We start from the raw sequence: 15,245 nt of genomic DNA, 5'->3' as shown, positions 1-15,245 counted from the left end.
AGTTCTTCCCTCTTTCTTATTGAAATGAAAACTCTTACAAAAGGAGATGTCGTCTATGACACAGAAAAATTGGCGCAAATCAGTCGTCTATCAAATTTACCCGAAAAGCTTTTACAGTCCGGAAGGGAATGCGACCGGATCGATTAAAGGGGTGACGGCAAAGCTAGATTACTTGGCAGAGCTCGGCATCGAATACATTTGGATGACGCCTGTCTATCAGTCACCTCAACACGATAACGGCTATGACGTAAGTGATTACTATGCCGTTGACCCGTCGTACGGAACGATGGAAGACCTCGACGAACTGATCCGTGAGGCGGAGGCGCGGGGCATCGGCCTCATGATGGACATCGTCGTCAATCACTCGTCGACCGAACATGTTTGGTTCCAAAAATCATTGTCGGGAGACGAACGGTACCGAGACTATTATATTTGGCGCGATGAACCGACGAACTGGGAGTCGAAGTTCGGTGGGAACGCGTGGGAATATGATGAAAAGAGCGGACAATACTATCTCCACTTGTTCGATGTGACACAAGCCGACTTAAATTGGGAGAACGAACAGATGCGCGAGGACGTCTATGAGATGATGCGTTTTTGGCGCGAAAAAGGAATCAAAGGATTCCGTCTCGACGTCATCAACCTGATTTCAAAAGAGCAGGACTTCCCGGAAGACGAGTCGGATGGGCGGAAGTTCTATACGGACGGTCCACGCATCCATGAATATTTGAAAGAGATGAACCGTGAAGTGTTTGACGGTCATGACGTCATCACGGTCGGGGAGATGTCGTCGACGACGCTCGATCACTGTGTACGGTATTCAAACCCGGACGAGAACGAGCTCAGCATGACGTTCAGCTTCCACCACTTGAAAGTCGATTATCCGAACGGTGAGAAGTTCGTCGCCTCCCCGTTTGATTTCATTCAGTTGAAAGACATCATGTCGACGTGGCAACGCGGGATGCACGGAAAAGGGTGGAACGCCATCTTCTGGTGTAACCACGACCAACCACGCGTCGTCAGCCGTTTCGGGAACGACACGAATCACCGTATCGAGAGTGCCAAAATGCTCGCTACGGTACTTCACGGACTCCAAGGGACGCCATACATCTATCAAGGAGAAGAAATCGGGATGACGAATCCTGGCTTTGACTCGCTTGACGAGTATCGGGACATCGAGACGCTCAATAACTATAAATTGAAGCGTGAGGAAGGCGTGTCACATGAAGACATGATGGCAGCCATCAAACAGAAGTCACGCGACAACTCGCGGACGCCGATGCAGTGGGATGCGACGACGCATGCCGGCTTCACGAATGGTACCCCGTGGATCAACGTGGCGCCGAACTATAAAGACGTGAACGTCGAAGCGGCATTACATGATAAAAACTCGGTATTCTACCACTACAAGAATTTGATTGCGTTACGAAAAGAACTTGACGTCTTGACGGACGGGGACTACACGCTCCTTACCCATGATTCGCTAGACGTTTGGGCATATACACGGAAGACCGACCGCGAGGAGCTCCTCGTCGTCGCAAACTTCTATGGAACCGAAACGACGTACACGATTCCGGAAGGGTTCGAGCGGGTGAACGTCGTCAGTCACAACTACGACGTGCCTGAGCTCGACGGGACGACGTTGTCCCTTCGCCCGTACGAGGCGATCATGTTCTACAAACAGAAATAACAGATGGGACCTGACTTTTTTGTCGGGTCCTATTTGTGTGAAGGAGATAAGTTGTGCTATATAAGTCGAGTCGCATTCACGTATCCATTTTGGTAACGTGAGGTCAAAAAGGAGTGCGGTTGTGGGAGAACTCATCGTCGCATCAACGGGAAAACGGGCCATCCGCTTCGGCATCTGCCAACGCTGTCTCAGCACAAATGTTCGGACGTTCACCTGTCATCACGGATCGTGTGCCTATTGTCGAAATTGTTTATACCTCGGGCGTGTCTGTCGTTGTGATTATCTAGAAGAACGAGACATCGCGACCCCGGCTGAAACGACCGAATTGACGATGCCGTTCGAGCTCGCCCCTGCCCAAACGCGTGTCGCTAGTCAACTGCTCACGTGGTGGGATGAACGAAAGACGGGACTCGTGCATGCGGTATGCGGGGCCGGGAAGACGGAGATGACGTTCCCCGTGATCGAGCGGGTCGTCAATGAAGGGAAGCGGGTATTGATCGTGTCACCTCGGCGGGACGTTGCCATTGAATGGGTAGAACGATTAGAACATGCGTTCACTGTCCCTGTCACGAGAAGATACGGGGGCGGGGAGAAAGCATCCATCGGAATGATCACCGTGGCGACCGCGCCGTTACTCATGAATCTACGTCACGTATTCGACTATGTGCTCGTCGATGAATCCGATGCCTTCCCGTTTGCCTTTGACGTGGCCTTGTGGAATACGATACGACGGGCCGGGAGAGGTGTCTTCTTGTTCATTACGGCGACCCCGACCATGTGGCAAAAGACATTTCCGACGATTCATCTCTCTCGGCGTTATCACGGGTTTGATTTGCCCGTCCCGACTCTCGTCAAGCAATCGGATGAACGCATTCTAGACTTTTGTCAGCGACATATATCCAAACCGCGTCTATTGTTCGTGCCAACGAAGCCGGACCTCGAACGCTATGAAGCGCAGTTACGAGAAACGGGAGTGACATGCCGCACCGTATCCGCTGACACGGAGGAACGGCTCGAGACGCTCGATTGGCTTCAAGAGACGAAAGGTGTGGTCCTCGCGACCTCAATTTGGGAGCGGGGGATGACGGTGCGGGACGTGCAGGTCGCGGTGATTGAGAGCGAGCATCGGCTCTTTACGACACGCGGACTCATTCAAATGGCAGGACGGGCGGGGCGAAAACCGGACGCACCGACAGGAGAGGTCTGTTTCTTTTACGAGGAGCGCACGTTCCGTCAAGATCAAGCCATCCGGGCAATTAAGGAGGCGAATCGGCGATGAAGTGTCTTCTTTGTCACGAGCCGATGAAGGTCCCGTGGACGCCAGCTACACTTTGGCGGAAGGACTGGGTGTGCCCGGCTTGTGAGACGAAACTCACGCCGCTCAGGACAGGTTGCCCACGTTGCGGTCAACCGAATGAGGCCGGTGAGACGTGTGCGGACTGTATCCGTTGGCTTGCGCTCGGATTAGATTTGACCGTTCGTTGTCTGTACGCATATGATGAGGCGGGGATTGACTGGCTGCACCGTTTCAAATTCAGCGGAGATGTCGTGATTGCAGCATCGGTGGCGCCGACATTACGCTCATTACGTACACCGGGTGTAACCTACGTTCCGATTCCGCTGAGTGAAGAGCGACTTCAGACGCGTCGCTTCAATCAGGCCGAGGTGCTCGCCCGATACATCGATCCGACGCGACAACTTCTCGAAAAATCAGAGGTTTCAAGTCAACGTGAACTCGGGAAAGAAGGAAGACGACACCGAACGAATCCTTTCACTGTACCGACTTCAGTGAAATGTGGGAAAATTATTCTTGTAGACGACGTCTATACGACGGGGACGACCCTTCATCAGGCGGCATTTTCGTTGCGACAGGCAGGTGCGACAGAAGTTTCTGCGATTTGCTTATTTCGGGCGCTAAACAAATCGAAATCGCGTCCGATATAAAGAGCAGAGGTGAAACCAATGGATGCAGCAACTTGCCAAATGTGTGGACGCTTATTTATGAAACAGAGCCGTTCACCGTACTGTCCATCATGTAGTGAGGTTGACTTCCAAAACTTTTTGAAAGTCCGCGACTTCATTCGTGAGCCAGCCAACAAACAGACGACCATCGGAGCCCTCGTCGAAGCGACAGGTGTATCTGAACTTGATATCACGCGATATATCCATGAAGGACGCTTGATTATCAAGGACAATCCGGCGCTTGCGATCCGCTGCGTTCGTTGTGGTCAACCGACGAACGAAGGGAAAGTTTGTTCGAACTGCCAGAGAGATATGCAGAAGGAACTGTCCAGTCTACAGGATAGCTTGACGAAACAATCAAGTATCCGCACTTATCGTTTGGATTAACATCATGAAGAGGGGGAAGACGCATGCGCATCGATTCAGCCAAGTGGGTACATTTACCAAACACTTATGAAAAGAAAACGCAAGTCGAGCCGAAGCCCGCGCCATCTAGCCAAACGGACCAATTGTCAATTTCGGCGGAAGCCCGCGCCCGGTTTGAAGAACCGGTGAAACATCCGGACCGTCTCGCTAAAATCGATGCTTTGAAAGCAGAGATTGATGCGGGCACGTATTCACGGGACGCGCGCGACATCGCTAAACGCTTTCTACAAGGATGAATGGAAGCGAGGTCCGTTTGAGGCCTTCGCACTAAATAACACGGCACGGAAGCTGACTAAATAAGGGGCACCCCTTTCTTTAGTCGGCTCTTTTTTTGAAAAAAGGAGAGACTCATGCTCACATTACATAAACGTTTACTCGAATTGGCCTACGCAAAAGAACAGCAACTCATTGAGAACGACATGGCGGCATTTAGTACACTCGTCAAAGAAGAAGCGAAACTCGTCCGACAAATTTCACAAAAAGAAGCGGAACGACTTCAAGGGACGTATGAATTGGACGATGAAGAGATAGAGGAATTGAGACCGGTCTTGTTCGAGTTGAAGCGACAGAACGAATTGAACGCGACACTGCTCGAACAATCGCTTCGTTATATTACCTGGCATTTGGACATGATCATGCCGGAAGCAGATGATTTCACATACGGACAACAGGCGTTTGAAACACGCTCGTTCAGCCGTGACGTTTAAGGAGGAAGTGGAATGGGTTCAACATTTATGGGATTAGAGACGGCGCGCCGCAGTCTCTCGACACACCAATGGGCGCTTCAGGCGACCGGGAATAACGTGGCGAACGCCTCAAACCCTGGCTATTCACGCCAACGGCTCACACTCGGGATGACCGAGCAGCTCTCGGTCAATTTCGGGGGGACGAAAGCCGGACAATTCGGGACCGGGGTACGCGGGGAGACACTCGCCCGGATTCGCGATCTCATGATTGAACAACAGTATCGTGACGAGTCGGTGAAGAACGCATTCTATGCGACGAAAGAAGCGGCATTCGGCCGGATGGAAGACATCATCAACGAACCTTCAGAGAACGGACTCGCCAAGTCACTTGACATGTTTTGGGCGTCACTCCAAGATTTATCGGTCAACCCGGATGATACGGGTGCGCGAAGCGTGGTTCGGCAACGAGCATTGACGTTGGCACAGACATTTAACTATATGTCGTCTTCATTATCAAAAGTACAGGATGACTTAAAGACGGAAGCGGGCGTCGTCACGAAAAAAATCAACGACTTGTTGACAAAAATCGGTGACGTCAACCGTCAAATCGGAGACGCGGAGCCACTTGGTGTCTTACCGAACGAATTATATGACGAACGTGACCGCTATATGGATGAGTTGTCCCAATATATCGAGTTCGAGCGCGTACCCGTTGATTATTTGAACGGAGAGACACGCGGTAACTCGCAACGTGTTGCTGAAGGGCGAGTTGATATTCGCGTTAATATTGGTGGCACTGAAGTGAAACTTGTCGACGGTTTAACAAGTGGGGTCGGTAAGATTGAAGATATGACGCTAACGAATGCCGCTGGGGGAACATCTACGCTTACATTTAATGACTTGCCGAACGGGAAGTGGAAAGCACTTGTCGATATGTATGGTACGTCTACAGGCACAGAAGCCCATGATGGCTCCTTCACGAAAATGCTCGCAGATCTGGATGAAATGGCGAATGTTTTCGCTTCAGCATTTAATACGGCTCATGGCACAAATAAAGATGCAGATGGGGTTGCAGGTCGAACTGACTTTTTCGTAGGGATGACGAGCGCTTCGACGATTACTGTAAACGATGATTTCATGAAGAACTTAGATTTGATTGCCGCATCAAAAGATGGAAACATCGGGGACGGAAGTGGTGCTCTCGAACTTGCCCAATTGAAAGAAAGCGCGCTCAGCTTTTCTGGTTCGGTTACGACCTCAACCTCGATCGGCAAGTACTATCAAAACGTCATCGGGAACATGGCTGTCGAGGCGAGCCAGAACGGAAACCTCGCCAAGAGTACATTCGCCCTATTGAGCAGTTCAGACCAGCGTCGCCAGTCGGTGAGCGCGGTCTCGCTCGACGAAGAGATGACGATGATGATCCAGTATCAGCACGCTTATAATGCGGCGGCACGTAACATCACGGCCGTCGATGAAATGTTAGACAAAATCATTAACGGCATGGGTGTCGTAGGGAGGTAATGACTGATGCGTGTCACACAGACGATGCTCACACAGACGAACTTGAAGCATTTATCAAGTAGCTATAACACACTCGCTCGCGTCCAGGAACAACTTATCAGCGGGAAACGGATTCAAAAAGCATCAGAGGACCCGGTCGTCGCGATGCAAGGGATCCGGTACCGGACGGAGGTGCGTGAAGTCGATCAATTCCGTCGTAACGTCAGCGAGGCGACAAGTTGGATGGACTTGACGGACTCGACGCTAAACGAAGTGACGGAAGCCGTCAAGCGAATTCGCGAATTGACGACGCAAGCGGCGAACGATACGTATGAATCTTCACAACGCGCCATCATCAAGAGTGAGGTCGACCAATTGATTGAACATATCGGCTCCCTCGCAAATTCGAAAGCGGGCGAGAAGTATATTTATAACGGAACGAAAACAGACCAACCGTTGATCGATATCGATAATCTTAAAGCGTACCTTGCTGATTCGAGTGCTACAGCAGACGTGAATACGATTTATACGGACGTTGCGGGAGCCCCGACAACGACTGGGAAAATCGAGTTCGAGGTGTCAAAAGGTATCAAAGTGCAAGTGAACATGCAACCGGAGACAATCTTTGGGAAAGAACTTTTCGAAGGTCTTCACAAATTGACGACGATGTTGAATGATCCAGCGACAGGCGGCGCCGACCTATCGGCTGAACTCGACACGCTCGACACACTCGGTCAGAGCTTAATCACAGAACGCGCCGAACTCGGTGCCCGGGCGAACCGTTTGGAACTTGTAGATAATCGCTTGCAGGATCATGAAATCATTGCAAAAACGATCATGTCTGACAACGAAGATATCGATGTGGAGAAAGTCATCATGGAACTGAAGTCACATGAGACGGTCCACCGTGCAGCACTCTCTGCAGGTGCCCGCATCATCCAACCGACGCTCCTAGACTTTCTCCGGTAAGCGATCATGAATCTCGCAAGACTTGAGATGCGGCAGACACATGCCGCGATCCAGATGACTTCGAATCGTCCCGTACTCGAGATGCGTCAAGGGCGGGCCGATCTTTCCATCCAGCAAGGGAAAGCCGAGATGACGCAACAGACGATACCGGGGAAGCTCGAGGTCGATTCATCGGTGGCGAGAAGCGAGAGCAACTTGAAAGGTGCGCTTGAACTCGGGAAATATCTCGGTCAGATGGGAGAGCAAGGTGCCCGTGAGGCGATGGCGAACATCGCCCGGGACGGGGACCGTCTCATGCGCATCGAGAACGGGAATCCGATCCCATCGATGGCAGCGGAGAAAGTGAACGACCCATACCCGATCGTCGAGATGGGCTATATGCCGAAATCGATTGACCGTGTCAAGTTGACGTATACGCCGGCGGATGTGAAAATCGAGTGGAATATCACGCCACCCCAAATTGATGTATCCCTTACACCGACGGATATCTCGTTTACGCCATGGACGACGGACATCTCGCTCCGTCAACAGGCGTCACTCGAAATATGGCCAATCGGTGGGATGTATGATGAAACGCGTTGAAAGTGAGGACAATCCATGTTCATTGAAACAGATTACTTTGGCAAGGTTGAAATAAATGAAGCGGAGACGATCACGTTCGTCAGTGAGATTCCAGGATTCCCGGATTCGAAGACGTTCGTCTTGATTCCGTATGGTGAAGAGTTGCCGTTCTGGTCGCTTCAATCGATTGAGGAACAGGCTTGCGCGTTCGTCGTGACGAATCCGTTCTGGCATAAGTCGGACTATGCGTTCGAGTTGTCAGACGGTGCGAAAGACCAACTTGGAATCGAAGAAGCGGAACACGTATCGGTCTACTCCGTCGTCACGCTCCGTGAGCCGTTCGAGTCGTCGACTCTCAATTTGAAGGCACCGATCGTCATCGAGACGAAAGAACGTCGCGGGAAACAGGTCATTCTAGACGACGCCTTTCCGGCACGCTATCCGCTCGGCGGAACGAAAACGGAGGTGCGCTGATGCTCGTATTGAAACGGAAGCAAGGTGAGGCGATCCATATCGGGGACGATGTGACGCTCACGGTGCTCGCGATCGAAGGTGACCAAGTGAAGCTCGGCATCGATGCCCCGCGTCATATCGATATTCACCGTCATGAAGTGTACATTCAAATGCAGGAAGAGAACGAGTCGGCAAGAAACAGCGCTAACTTGATGAAGCAAATGATTAACAAGCAGTCGGAAGCGTGAGCTTTCGACTTTTTTGATGAAATCGATAAGTGGTGAATGACATTTCTTGATGAGTTGGGATAGGATAGAAACGGGAAGGGAAGGAGGAGAATTGGTGGGAGCGGTTATTAATCAATTTGTCATCAACATTAGTCTCATCTTTTTATTCATGTCGCTTACATTCTATGTGATGCGGACGGTCTTGCCGATTCAACGAACTTCTCCATTATTTGTCCGATTTTGGTTCGGGGTGTCGAATGGACTGACGGCGATTCTCCTGACGATCAATGCCATCGAACTCGGTGAGGCACGTATTGATCTCCGCCTCATCCCGATTGCGCTATCAGCGACCTACGCTGGGCCATTCGGGGCGATTGTCACGCTCGGACTTATCTTTATCGGACGTATGACGATCCATGGGATGAGTGCCCCGTTCGTTGACGCCATTCTCATGTTTATCGTCTTTTTCTTATTTTCTTTAGTGGTTTCCCGCGTGCTCATTAATCGGGTGAAAGGATACGCCGTCTACATCGGATTTGGTGCGTTACTCGTTTTGATCCAGGTGACGGGTAGTGTCGGGACAGGTGTATTTTTTAACGTGTTTGTCCCTTACTTTCTCATGTTATCGCTTGGTGCCTGGCTCTGTTATTGGGCGGCGAAAAAGCTTGAGACCCATCTATGGATGTTCCTTTTACATACACACCGGGCGACCATTGATGAATTGACGGGACTGCCGAATCGGTACCGAACACTCGAACAGATGAATGACTTAGAGATGTCCGGCAAACCTTGGACGCTACTTGTCATCGATGTCGATCATTTTAAACAGTTGAATGATACATATGGGCATTTGGCCGGCGATGCGGCGCTTCGTCATATTGGACAGACGTTAGAACGGAATTGCCCCCCGTCAGGATTTGTCGGAAGATACGGTGGAGAAGAGTTCTTGCTTGTGATTGAGGGAAGTGAGGATGCGAAAGAAGTGGCGGAAGAGCTTGTTCAGACCGTGCGTCACACGATTTTTGAATGTCAAGGAGAGGTCATTCCGATGACCATCTCGATTGGTGCAGCCGTCGCAGGACATGAATCGAGTATGGTCGTGTTCGAACGTGCGGATGAAGCCTTGTATGTAGCGAAGCGAAGTGGTCGAGATCAGGTAAGGTTCGCCTAAAAAATCCCCTATAACCGTTGGCAAATCCTGTCCAGCGGTTATAGGGGATTTCACGTTTAGTGAATATTCTTTTTCTTGAACTGTCCGCCTCGGACGTCGTGAATGTTACCGATAGCAAGAAAAGCTTTCTCGTCATAGTCATCGAGGATATCTTTCAGCTTCGTCTCCTCGAGTCGGCTGATGACGGTGAAGACGACTTTCTTTCCGTCTCCGGTATAGGCACCTTCTCCATGCAGATACGTCACGCCCCGACCGAGCCGGTCCATAATCGCTTGGCCGATTTCTTCAGGTGCCGTCGTAATGATCCACGCCGCTTTCGACTGATCAATCCCTTCTAAGACGACATCGATTGTTTTAAAAGCGATAAAATACGTGAGGAGCGAGTACATGGCCCGGTCCCAGCTGAAGACGAAACCGGCTGTCCCGAGAATGAAGATGTTGAAGAACATGACGATCTCACCGACCGAGAACGGTAAGCGGTTCGTAAAAGAGACGGCAAGAATCTCTGTCCCATCGAGTGAACCTCCTGCACGGATGACGAGCCCGATCCCGGCCCCGAGTAAAAAGCCACCGAAAACGGTCGACAACAAGAGGTCGTCGGTGAATGGCTTGATGTCATGAAGGACGATGGTGAAGGCCGACATGAGCAAGATTGCCGTCAATGTGACGACGGCGAACGTCTTCCCGATTTGTCGATACCCGAAATAGATGAACGGCAAGTTGAAGAGGACGAGCCAGATGGCGAGTTTCGTCTCGGTCAAATACGAGACGATAATCGAGACGCCGACGATCCCTCCGTCGATGATTTGGTTCGGAACGAGGAAGGCCTCCAAACCGACCGCGAAGACGAGGGAGCCGAGCAGTAAGAGGACGACTTTCGCAAACAGTTCGGATGCCTTGATCGGATTATGTTCGCGCCTTAAGCGCTGCACTTCCTCCGGTGTTGGGGAAGGCATGGGTGTACGCTGCATACGGGGTGCCCCCTTTCCATTTTCTTTAAGTATAGCAAACCTTCAAGGCATGTGAGCCGTCAAGGCAGGAAATCTGACATGGAAAGTGGAATGAGTCGATGCAAGAGAAAGGGGAAGATGGAGAATGTACGCACTGATTGGCAAGCTCGTCACGAAAGCGGGGCAACGCGACAGACTCGTGGCGATTTTATCGGAAGCAGCGCGTGAGATGGAGGCGACTTCGGACTGTGAATCGTATCGGGTCCACGTGTCGCTTGACGAGGCAGACACGGTTTTCGTATATGAAGTGTGGCGGAGTGAGGATGCGCATGCGGCGTCGTTGTCGCTTGCTGAAGTGAGGGCGTATATCGACCAGGCGAAGCCAATCCTCGAGCGGATGGAGCGGATCGCCGCGCTCGAACTACGGTCATGACAGAGGGTGAATGACGAGACGGATGGCTGAAAGCTGTCCGTTTTTATTGTAAGGGGAATCAGCAATTCGAAAAGAGACATGAAAAATCCCCTCGTTCATTAGAAACGAGGGGATGGTCATCAACTTGTTGTCAAACTGCCTTTGACTTTATCGTAGAAGTCATCCATCATACCGGTACGGCTACCGAGTTGGCAGATGAGTTCAAGTGTTTCTTTATAAAATTTCTTGACGAGCCCTTTGTTTTTGACGCCGTCCATCGATGCGAGCGTCTGATCGAGATTCTCTAAAATCTCTTTGATTTGTGCGTCCGAGTCCGGTTTGACGACCGTCATATTTTCGGGGATGCTGACGACCTTCTCTTGACCTTGGTGGCGGAACGATGCGCCGAAGCCGAGGTTCTCGATGAAGAGGTGCGGCATCACTTTTTGACCGAAGAAATGCTTGTGCCAGTCAGATGCTTTCATCGTGTCCATATCTTGCTTGAACGTAGATGCTGTCGAGACGTATTGTTTAAACAAATCCGTCATGAATTTCTCGATGACCGGGATTTGCAGGGCGAAGACGTTTTTCAGGAGTGCGTCGAGCTGGGCGCGCGTCAAAGTAGTTTCGTTAGACATGTCAGTTCCTCTTTTCTATAGTACGTTATTACCATCGTATGGGATTGGCGGACAGTCGTCAATGTAAGGGGAAACATTTTTTCAGAATATTTAATGAAAAGTCATCGACTTATGGGATAATCAAGTGAAGACATTAACAAGTAGGGAGTGGTTCTTGTGAACAAATCGATGAAGTGGGCGCTCGCGCTCGGTGTGACCGGTGCGTTGGTGGCGACGGTCGGTGTCGTCTCGTCCCGGGGGCGGACGGAGGACACGACTCAGACGATCCGTGACCGTGAGCTCGGTTACGAGATCATTTTGCCATCGAAGATTGTCTCGGCGATCGAGCGGGGTGACGTCTATATCGAGAAGGCACAGGACGTTGTCGACATCGGGGACACGAAGAGCTACGGCACGTTCGATTTATACTATAACGTCGAGGACGGGGAAGACCAACTGTTGTTCCACCTAGATTTGATCGACCGTGAGTTGACAGAAGAGACGTTCGCGACAGAGGTCGGCTACGGCAACTACCTCGGAACGAACGATAAGACGTTCTTCTGGGTCGAACCGACCGAGGCCGTCCCGGGTGCCGAGGCACATACGGACGAGATTGCCGAGTTGATCGAGACCCTTCCTGAGCTAGAGTTTCGGACGTTATAAGGAACGGGTGGTCGTGTGCGAACGAGAGAAAGGGATTATACGGAGGGATTGATTGTAGCCCTTCTGTTTATCGTTGCTGTGTATGTGTTTGATTTACCGAAACAAGAAAGCTGGATCATCTTGGCTATCGTGATCGTCATCTCGGTCACGATGCGAGAAGTGACGTATCTTTTTCAGAATGAAGGGAATGACTGAGAGCCCGCTCGCTACGGCGGGCTTTTTCCTTTGTGCTACAATACAAATGAGGTGATATGAATGAATTGGACAGTAGAAGAAGTAAGACAGGCAGATGACGTCACGGCGTTAGAACAGGCGGTCAACTCGAATGACAAGATTGATGTCAAAGTAGGACATGAGTCGGTCGGACAGAACGACTATGCGGTATATGACGGGGAGACGCTCGTCGGCTATCTCATGCTCTTCCCGTATCTTCCGAACGAATATGAGGTGAACGCGCTCGTCCATCCGGAATACCGGAAGCAAGGTGTCTTCACGGCACTTCTCGAGACGGCGAAACAGGACGCGAAATTGAACGGTTGCGAAGCGTTCACGTTCGTCATCGACCGGAACTCGGCATCTGGAAAGGCAGTGCTCGACCATCTTCAGGCGGCATACCAGTTCTCGGAATACAATCTCGTCTTGAAAAAGGCGGAGCTTTTCTTGAAGCCGGACGAGGTATCGCTACGTGAGGCGACAGCAGACGACCGTCCGCTCATCATCGCGACGCTCAGCGAGGCGTTCGGTGACCCGGTCGATGTGACGGAAAATATCTATCAACAAATCGACACGCCAGATCGCGTGACGTACATCGGCGAGGTTGACGGAAAGCCAGTCGGGATCATCCGTGCCCTGCTCACAGGGGATGACGCGGCAAGTATCCATGCGTTCGGGGTCAAAGCAGGTGAGCAAGGCAAAGGCTACGGCACGAAAATGTTGAAACAGATGGTGCAACAACTGTTCCGCATGGGTCGAACGAAAGTCGAGCTCGATGTCGAGACGGAAAACAAGGCGGCGCTCGAGATTTATAAGCGTGCCGGTTTTGCGGAAAATGGCGGCTATGAGTTTTATATGATCGAATTATGAGGTGAACCACATGGTAAAAAATCTAAAATGGCTCGGCGCGGCGTTTGAAGCATTTCTCGGAATCCCACTTCTCGGTGGTCTGTTTATCATCAGTATGGGGTACTCCCCCCTCGGGTTCATGTTCGTGTACCACGTGATCGTATTGATTCTGTCGTTCAGTCGACTGAATCGATTCTCGTACGGGGCGGCGGTCGGCATTGCGGCGTCAGTCCTCGGCTTTATCCCGTTTGTCGGGATGATGCTACACTGGGCAGCAGCGATCACACTCGCGATTGATGCGGCGACGACACCACGACGTATGATGCATGTCGAACGTGACGATGAAGCATTTTGACGAAACGTACTCCTTGACGGGGTGCGTTTTTTCATTGACCAAACGTTCAACTGAAAACGCTATACATTCTTTGGAAAATGGACGATATAGTAAGTGATGAACACAATGAGGAGGAACAAACAGTGAAAGTATTTAAAAACTTTACGACGCAATTGCTCGCGTGGATTTTGGTCACATCCTTTATCACGGGCGGAGCGGTCGGCTACATCACCCTATTACTCTTGACGGAACTCGAGATGGAACAAGGTCAGGTCATGCTCGTCGGTACGGTTGCGGCGTTACTCATCTCGTCACTCGGCGGCATCGTCATCTACTTGATTGCCCGTCGACCACTGAAAGCGGTCGAAATGGCATCTGAAAAAGCCGTCGAAGTCGGAAACGGCGACTTGACGGTGCACTTCGCAGACGAGAAGACGACGGATCGTTCAGAAATGGGACGTTTACTCTTGTCGATGGACAACATGGTCGAACACCTTCGGGAACAAGGCACGAACATGCGTTACACGGCAGACCAATTGACTGGTTCGGCACAAGAGATTGCAGCTTCCGTTCAAGAAGGGAACGTTGCCGGCGAAAGTATTCGTTCTGCGATGGATTCTCTCAACAAAATGTTAGAAGACAACGTCAGTGCGACGTATAATTCGATGGACTTGCTCGGAGCGGTCGCGCGTACGATGGAGAGTATCCGCCAAGAGATGTCATCGGCGCTTGATTCGGCGAGCGAGATGCAACAGGAAGCAGAGAGCGGGAAGGGTCTTGCCTCGTCTTCCGTCAACGCGATGCATGCGATTGCTGGGAAAGTGGAGCAATCATCAACACTTAACAGCCAGTTGACGGAAATGACAGGCGAAATCTCACGGATCACGGATGTCATCAGTGACATCTCGGCACAGACGAACTTGCTTGCCTTGAACGCATCGATCGAAGCGGCACGTGCCGGTGAGCATGGTCGTGGATTCGCCGTCGTTGCGGCAGAAGTGAAAAAGCTCGCGGAACAAACAGCGAATTCGACTCAAGAAATCACGGATCTCATCGTCGACGTGAAGCGTCTCGTTGGCGATACATCGTCTTCAATGGCGAACGTCAAAGCAGAAGTAGAGACAGGCGTCGGCTTAGTTGAAAAAGCGGGTGGTGCGTTCGCGTCGATCCACAACTCAGCGAATGAAGTGTACAGCCATGTCCATTCGGTCGATTCCCTCTTAGATGAGTCACGCGGTCAAATCGATTCGGTCGTGACAAACTCGGCAGGCATCGTTGGCATGGTCGAAGAAGCATCACGTTATGCGAATGAAGTGACGTCAGCGGCGAGCCAGCAAGCGGCAAGCCTTGGTGAAGTGAACGGGGCGATGTCAGAGCTCGTTCGGGTTGCGGAGAGTTTGCAGAATGAGACGGAACAGATGAAGGTGGAAGTGTAAGTTAGAATAGCTCACTCGAGTTGGTCATCAAAAGCCGACGAGAGTGGGCTATTTTTATGCAATTTGAAGATTTCTATTCAAAACGTGTAACTTTTTTCGAAAAAGACTAAACAGATAGGAACG

At 51.1% G+C, this 15,245-nt stretch carries 20 protein-coding genes; 18 read left to right on the top strand and 2 right to left on the bottom strand.

Going from position 1 to position 15,245, the window contains the following annotated elements; all coding sequences use genetic code 11:
• The first annotated feature begins 55 nt into the window (after window positions 1-55).
• The 12 genes from treC (at window position 56) to KNO95_RS07025 (ending at window position 9,648) form a co-directional block, all read left to right on the top strand.
• Window positions 56-1,690, top strand: coding sequence for an alpha,alpha-phosphotrehalase (gene treC / locus KNO95_RS07080; protein ID WP_214703383.1), 1,635 nt, complete (start codon window positions 56-58; stop codon window positions 1,688-1,690).
• A 121-nt stretch (window positions 1,691-1,811) separates the two neighbouring features.
• Window positions 1,812-2,969, top strand: a complete 1,158-nt coding sequence (locus KNO95_RS07075; RefSeq protein ID WP_214878519.1) for a helicase-related protein — start codon at window positions 1,812-1,814, stop codon at window positions 2,967-2,969.
• On the top strand, window positions 2,966-3,634 hold the full coding sequence (locus KNO95_RS07070) for a ComFC family protein (RefSeq protein ID WP_214703385.1): 669 nt from the start codon (window positions 2,966-2,968) through the stop codon (window positions 3,632-3,634). The genes KNO95_RS07075 and KNO95_RS07070 overlap by 4 nt, the downstream gene beginning before the upstream one ends.
• Window positions 3,635-3,652: 18 nt before the next feature.
• Complete coding sequence (locus KNO95_RS07065) at window positions 3,653-4,039, top strand: flagellar protein (RefSeq protein ID WP_026825381.1); 387 nt, start codon at window positions 3,653-3,655, stop codon at window positions 4,037-4,039.
• Window positions 4,040-4,062: 23 nt separating this feature from the next.
• Window positions 4,063-4,314: a flagellar biosynthesis anti-sigma factor FlgM gene (locus KNO95_RS07060; protein ID WP_026825382.1), complete on the top strand. Its 252-nt coding sequence runs from the start codon at window positions 4,063-4,065 to the stop codon at window positions 4,312-4,314.
• Between the two features lie 114 nt (window positions 4,315-4,428).
• The gene (flgN, locus tag KNO95_RS07055; RefSeq protein ID WP_214703386.1) at window positions 4,429-4,785 is read left to right on the top strand and encodes a flagellar export chaperone FlgN; all 357 of its coding nucleotides are present in this window, start codon (window positions 4,429-4,431) and stop codon (window positions 4,783-4,785) included.
• Between the two features lie 12 nt (window positions 4,786-4,797).
• Entirely contained in the window at window positions 4,798-6,288 is a 1,491-nt protein-coding gene (flgK, locus tag KNO95_RS07050; protein WP_214878516.1) for a flagellar hook-associated protein FlgK, read from the top strand.
• A 6-nt stretch (window positions 6,289-6,294) separates the two neighbouring features.
• Entirely contained in the window at window positions 6,295-7,236 is a 942-nt protein-coding gene (gene flgL / locus KNO95_RS07045) for a flagellar hook-associated protein FlgL (RefSeq protein WP_026825385.1), read from the top strand.
• Between the two features lie 6 nt (window positions 7,237-7,242).
• Complete coding sequence (locus KNO95_RS07040; protein WP_026825386.1) at window positions 7,243-7,818, top strand: DUF6470 family protein; 576 nt, start codon at window positions 7,243-7,245, stop codon at window positions 7,816-7,818.
• A gap of 15 nt (window positions 7,819-7,833) precedes the next feature.
• Window positions 7,834-8,271, top strand: a complete 438-nt coding sequence (gene fliW / locus KNO95_RS07035) for a flagellar assembly protein FliW (protein ID WP_026825387.1) — start codon at window positions 7,834-7,836, stop codon at window positions 8,269-8,271.
• Window positions 8,271-8,498 carry a carbon storage regulator CsrA gene (csrA, locus tag KNO95_RS07030; protein WP_026825388.1) on the top strand — a complete coding sequence of 76 codons (228 nt, stop codon included), beginning with the start codon at window positions 8,271-8,273 and terminating at the stop codon, window positions 8,496-8,498. Before fliW ends, csrA begins: the two co-directional genes overlap by 1 nt.
• A gap of 94 nt (window positions 8,499-8,592) precedes the next feature.
• Window positions 8,593-9,648: a GGDEF domain-containing protein gene (locus KNO95_RS07025; protein ID WP_026825389.1), complete on the top strand. Its 1,056-nt coding sequence runs from the start codon at window positions 8,593-8,595 to the stop codon at window positions 9,646-9,648.
• A 56-nt stretch (window positions 9,649-9,704) separates the two neighbouring features.
• Here KNO95_RS07025 and KNO95_RS07020 read toward each other — a convergent pair whose 3' ends face one another.
• Window positions 9,705-10,619: a YitT family protein gene (locus KNO95_RS07020; protein ID WP_026825390.1), complete on the bottom strand. Its 915-nt coding sequence runs from the start codon at window positions 10,617-10,619 to the stop codon at window positions 9,705-9,707.
• A gap of 124 nt (window positions 10,620-10,743) precedes the next feature.
• Between KNO95_RS07020 and KNO95_RS07015 the strand changes: the two genes are divergently transcribed.
• The gene (locus KNO95_RS07015) at window positions 10,744-11,031 is read left to right on the top strand and encodes a putative quinol monooxygenase (protein ID WP_026825391.1); all 288 of its coding nucleotides are present in this window, start codon (window positions 10,744-10,746) and stop codon (window positions 11,029-11,031) included.
• A gap of 119 nt (window positions 11,032-11,150) precedes the next feature.
• Here KNO95_RS07015 and KNO95_RS07010 read toward each other — a convergent pair whose 3' ends face one another.
• On the bottom strand, window positions 11,151-11,648 hold the full coding sequence (locus KNO95_RS07010; protein ID WP_026825392.1) for a hypothetical protein: 498 nt from the start codon (window positions 11,646-11,648) through the stop codon (window positions 11,151-11,153).
• A gap of 156 nt (window positions 11,649-11,804) precedes the next feature.
• Here KNO95_RS07010 and KNO95_RS07005 point away from each other — a divergent pair, with 156 nt between their 5' ends.
• From KNO95_RS07005 to KNO95_RS06985, 5 genes are all read left to right on the top strand, one after another.
• Window positions 11,805-12,290 carry a hypothetical protein gene (locus KNO95_RS07005; protein ID WP_026825393.1) on the top strand — a complete coding sequence of 162 codons (486 nt, stop codon included), beginning with the start codon at window positions 11,805-11,807 and terminating at the stop codon, window positions 12,288-12,290.
• A 15-nt stretch (window positions 12,291-12,305) separates the two neighbouring features.
• Window positions 12,306-12,485 (top strand): hypothetical protein, encoded by a 180-nt coding sequence (locus KNO95_RS07000; protein WP_161634148.1) that lies wholly within the window; start codon window positions 12,306-12,308, stop codon window positions 12,483-12,485.
• Window positions 12,486-12,545: 60 nt separating this feature from the next.
• Window positions 12,546-13,373 (top strand): GNAT family N-acetyltransferase, encoded by an 828-nt coding sequence (locus tag KNO95_RS06995; protein ID WP_026825394.1) that lies wholly within the window; start codon window positions 12,546-12,548, stop codon window positions 13,371-13,373.
• Between the two features lie 10 nt (window positions 13,374-13,383).
• Window positions 13,384-13,707 carry a hypothetical protein gene (locus KNO95_RS06990; protein ID WP_034770911.1) on the top strand — a complete coding sequence of 108 codons (324 nt, stop codon included), beginning with the start codon at window positions 13,384-13,386 and terminating at the stop codon, window positions 13,705-13,707.
• A 122-nt stretch (window positions 13,708-13,829) separates the two neighbouring features.
• Window positions 13,830-15,122 (top strand): methyl-accepting chemotaxis protein, encoded by a 1,293-nt coding sequence (locus KNO95_RS06985; protein WP_026825395.1) that lies wholly within the window; start codon window positions 13,830-13,832, stop codon window positions 15,120-15,122.
• Window positions 15,123-15,245: the final 123 nt, after the last annotated feature.

Source organism: Exiguobacterium sp. ERU653, assembly GCF_018617775.1.
Lineage (GTDB): Bacteria > Bacillota > Bacilli > Exiguobacteriales > Exiguobacteriaceae > Exiguobacterium > Exiguobacterium marinum.
Note: the sequence above shows the minus strand (reverse complement) of the source record. Positions and strands in the feature narration are given on the sequence as shown.

Bases quoted from the DNA above. Each gene is read 5' to 3' on its own strand.
- treC (WP_214703383.1), top strand. From the start codon at position 56: ATGACACAGAAAAATTGGCGCAAATCAGTCGTCTATCAAATTTACCCG.
- KNO95_RS07070 (WP_214703385.1), top strand. From the start codon at position 2,966: ATGAAGTGTCTTCTTTGTCACGAGCCGATGAAGGTCCCGTGGACGCCA.
- KNO95_RS07065 (WP_026825381.1), top strand. From the start codon at position 3,653: ATGGATGCAGCAACTTGCCAAATGTGTGGACGCTTATTTATGAAACAG.
- KNO95_RS07060 (WP_026825382.1), top strand. From the start codon at position 4,063: ATGCGCATCGATTCAGCCAAGTGGGTACATTTACCAAACACTTATGAA.
- flgN (WP_214703386.1), top strand. From the start codon at position 4,429: ATGCTCACATTACATAAACGTTTACTCGAATTGGCCTACGCAAAAGAA.
- flgK (WP_214878516.1), top strand. From the start codon at position 4,798: ATGGGTTCAACATTTATGGGATTAGAGACGGCGCGCCGCAGTCTCTCG.
- flgL (WP_026825385.1), top strand. From the start codon at position 6,295: ATGCGTGTCACACAGACGATGCTCACACAGACGAACTTGAAGCATTTA.
- KNO95_RS07040 (WP_026825386.1), top strand. From the start codon at position 7,243: ATGAATCTCGCAAGACTTGAGATGCGGCAGACACATGCCGCGATCCAG.
- fliW (WP_026825387.1), top strand. From the start codon at position 7,834: ATGTTCATTGAAACAGATTACTTTGGCAAGGTTGAAATAAATGAAGCG.
- csrA (WP_026825388.1), top strand. From the start codon at position 8,271: ATGCTCGTATTGAAACGGAAGCAAGGTGAGGCGATCCATATCGGGGAC.
- KNO95_RS07020 (WP_026825390.1), bottom strand. From the start codon at position 10,619: ATGCAGCGTACACCCATGCCTTCCCCAACACCGGAGGAAGTGCAGCGC.
- KNO95_RS07015 (WP_026825391.1), top strand. From the start codon at position 10,744: ATGTACGCACTGATTGGCAAGCTCGTCACGAAAGCGGGGCAACGCGAC.
- KNO95_RS07010 (WP_026825392.1), bottom strand. From the start codon at position 11,648: ATGTCTAACGAAACTACTTTGACGCGCGCCCAGCTCGACGCACTCCTG.
- KNO95_RS06995 (WP_026825394.1), top strand. From the start codon at position 12,546: ATGAATTGGACAGTAGAAGAAGTAAGACAGGCAGATGACGTCACGGCG.
- KNO95_RS06990 (WP_034770911.1), top strand. From the start codon at position 13,384: ATGGTAAAAAATCTAAAATGGCTCGGCGCGGCGTTTGAAGCATTTCTC.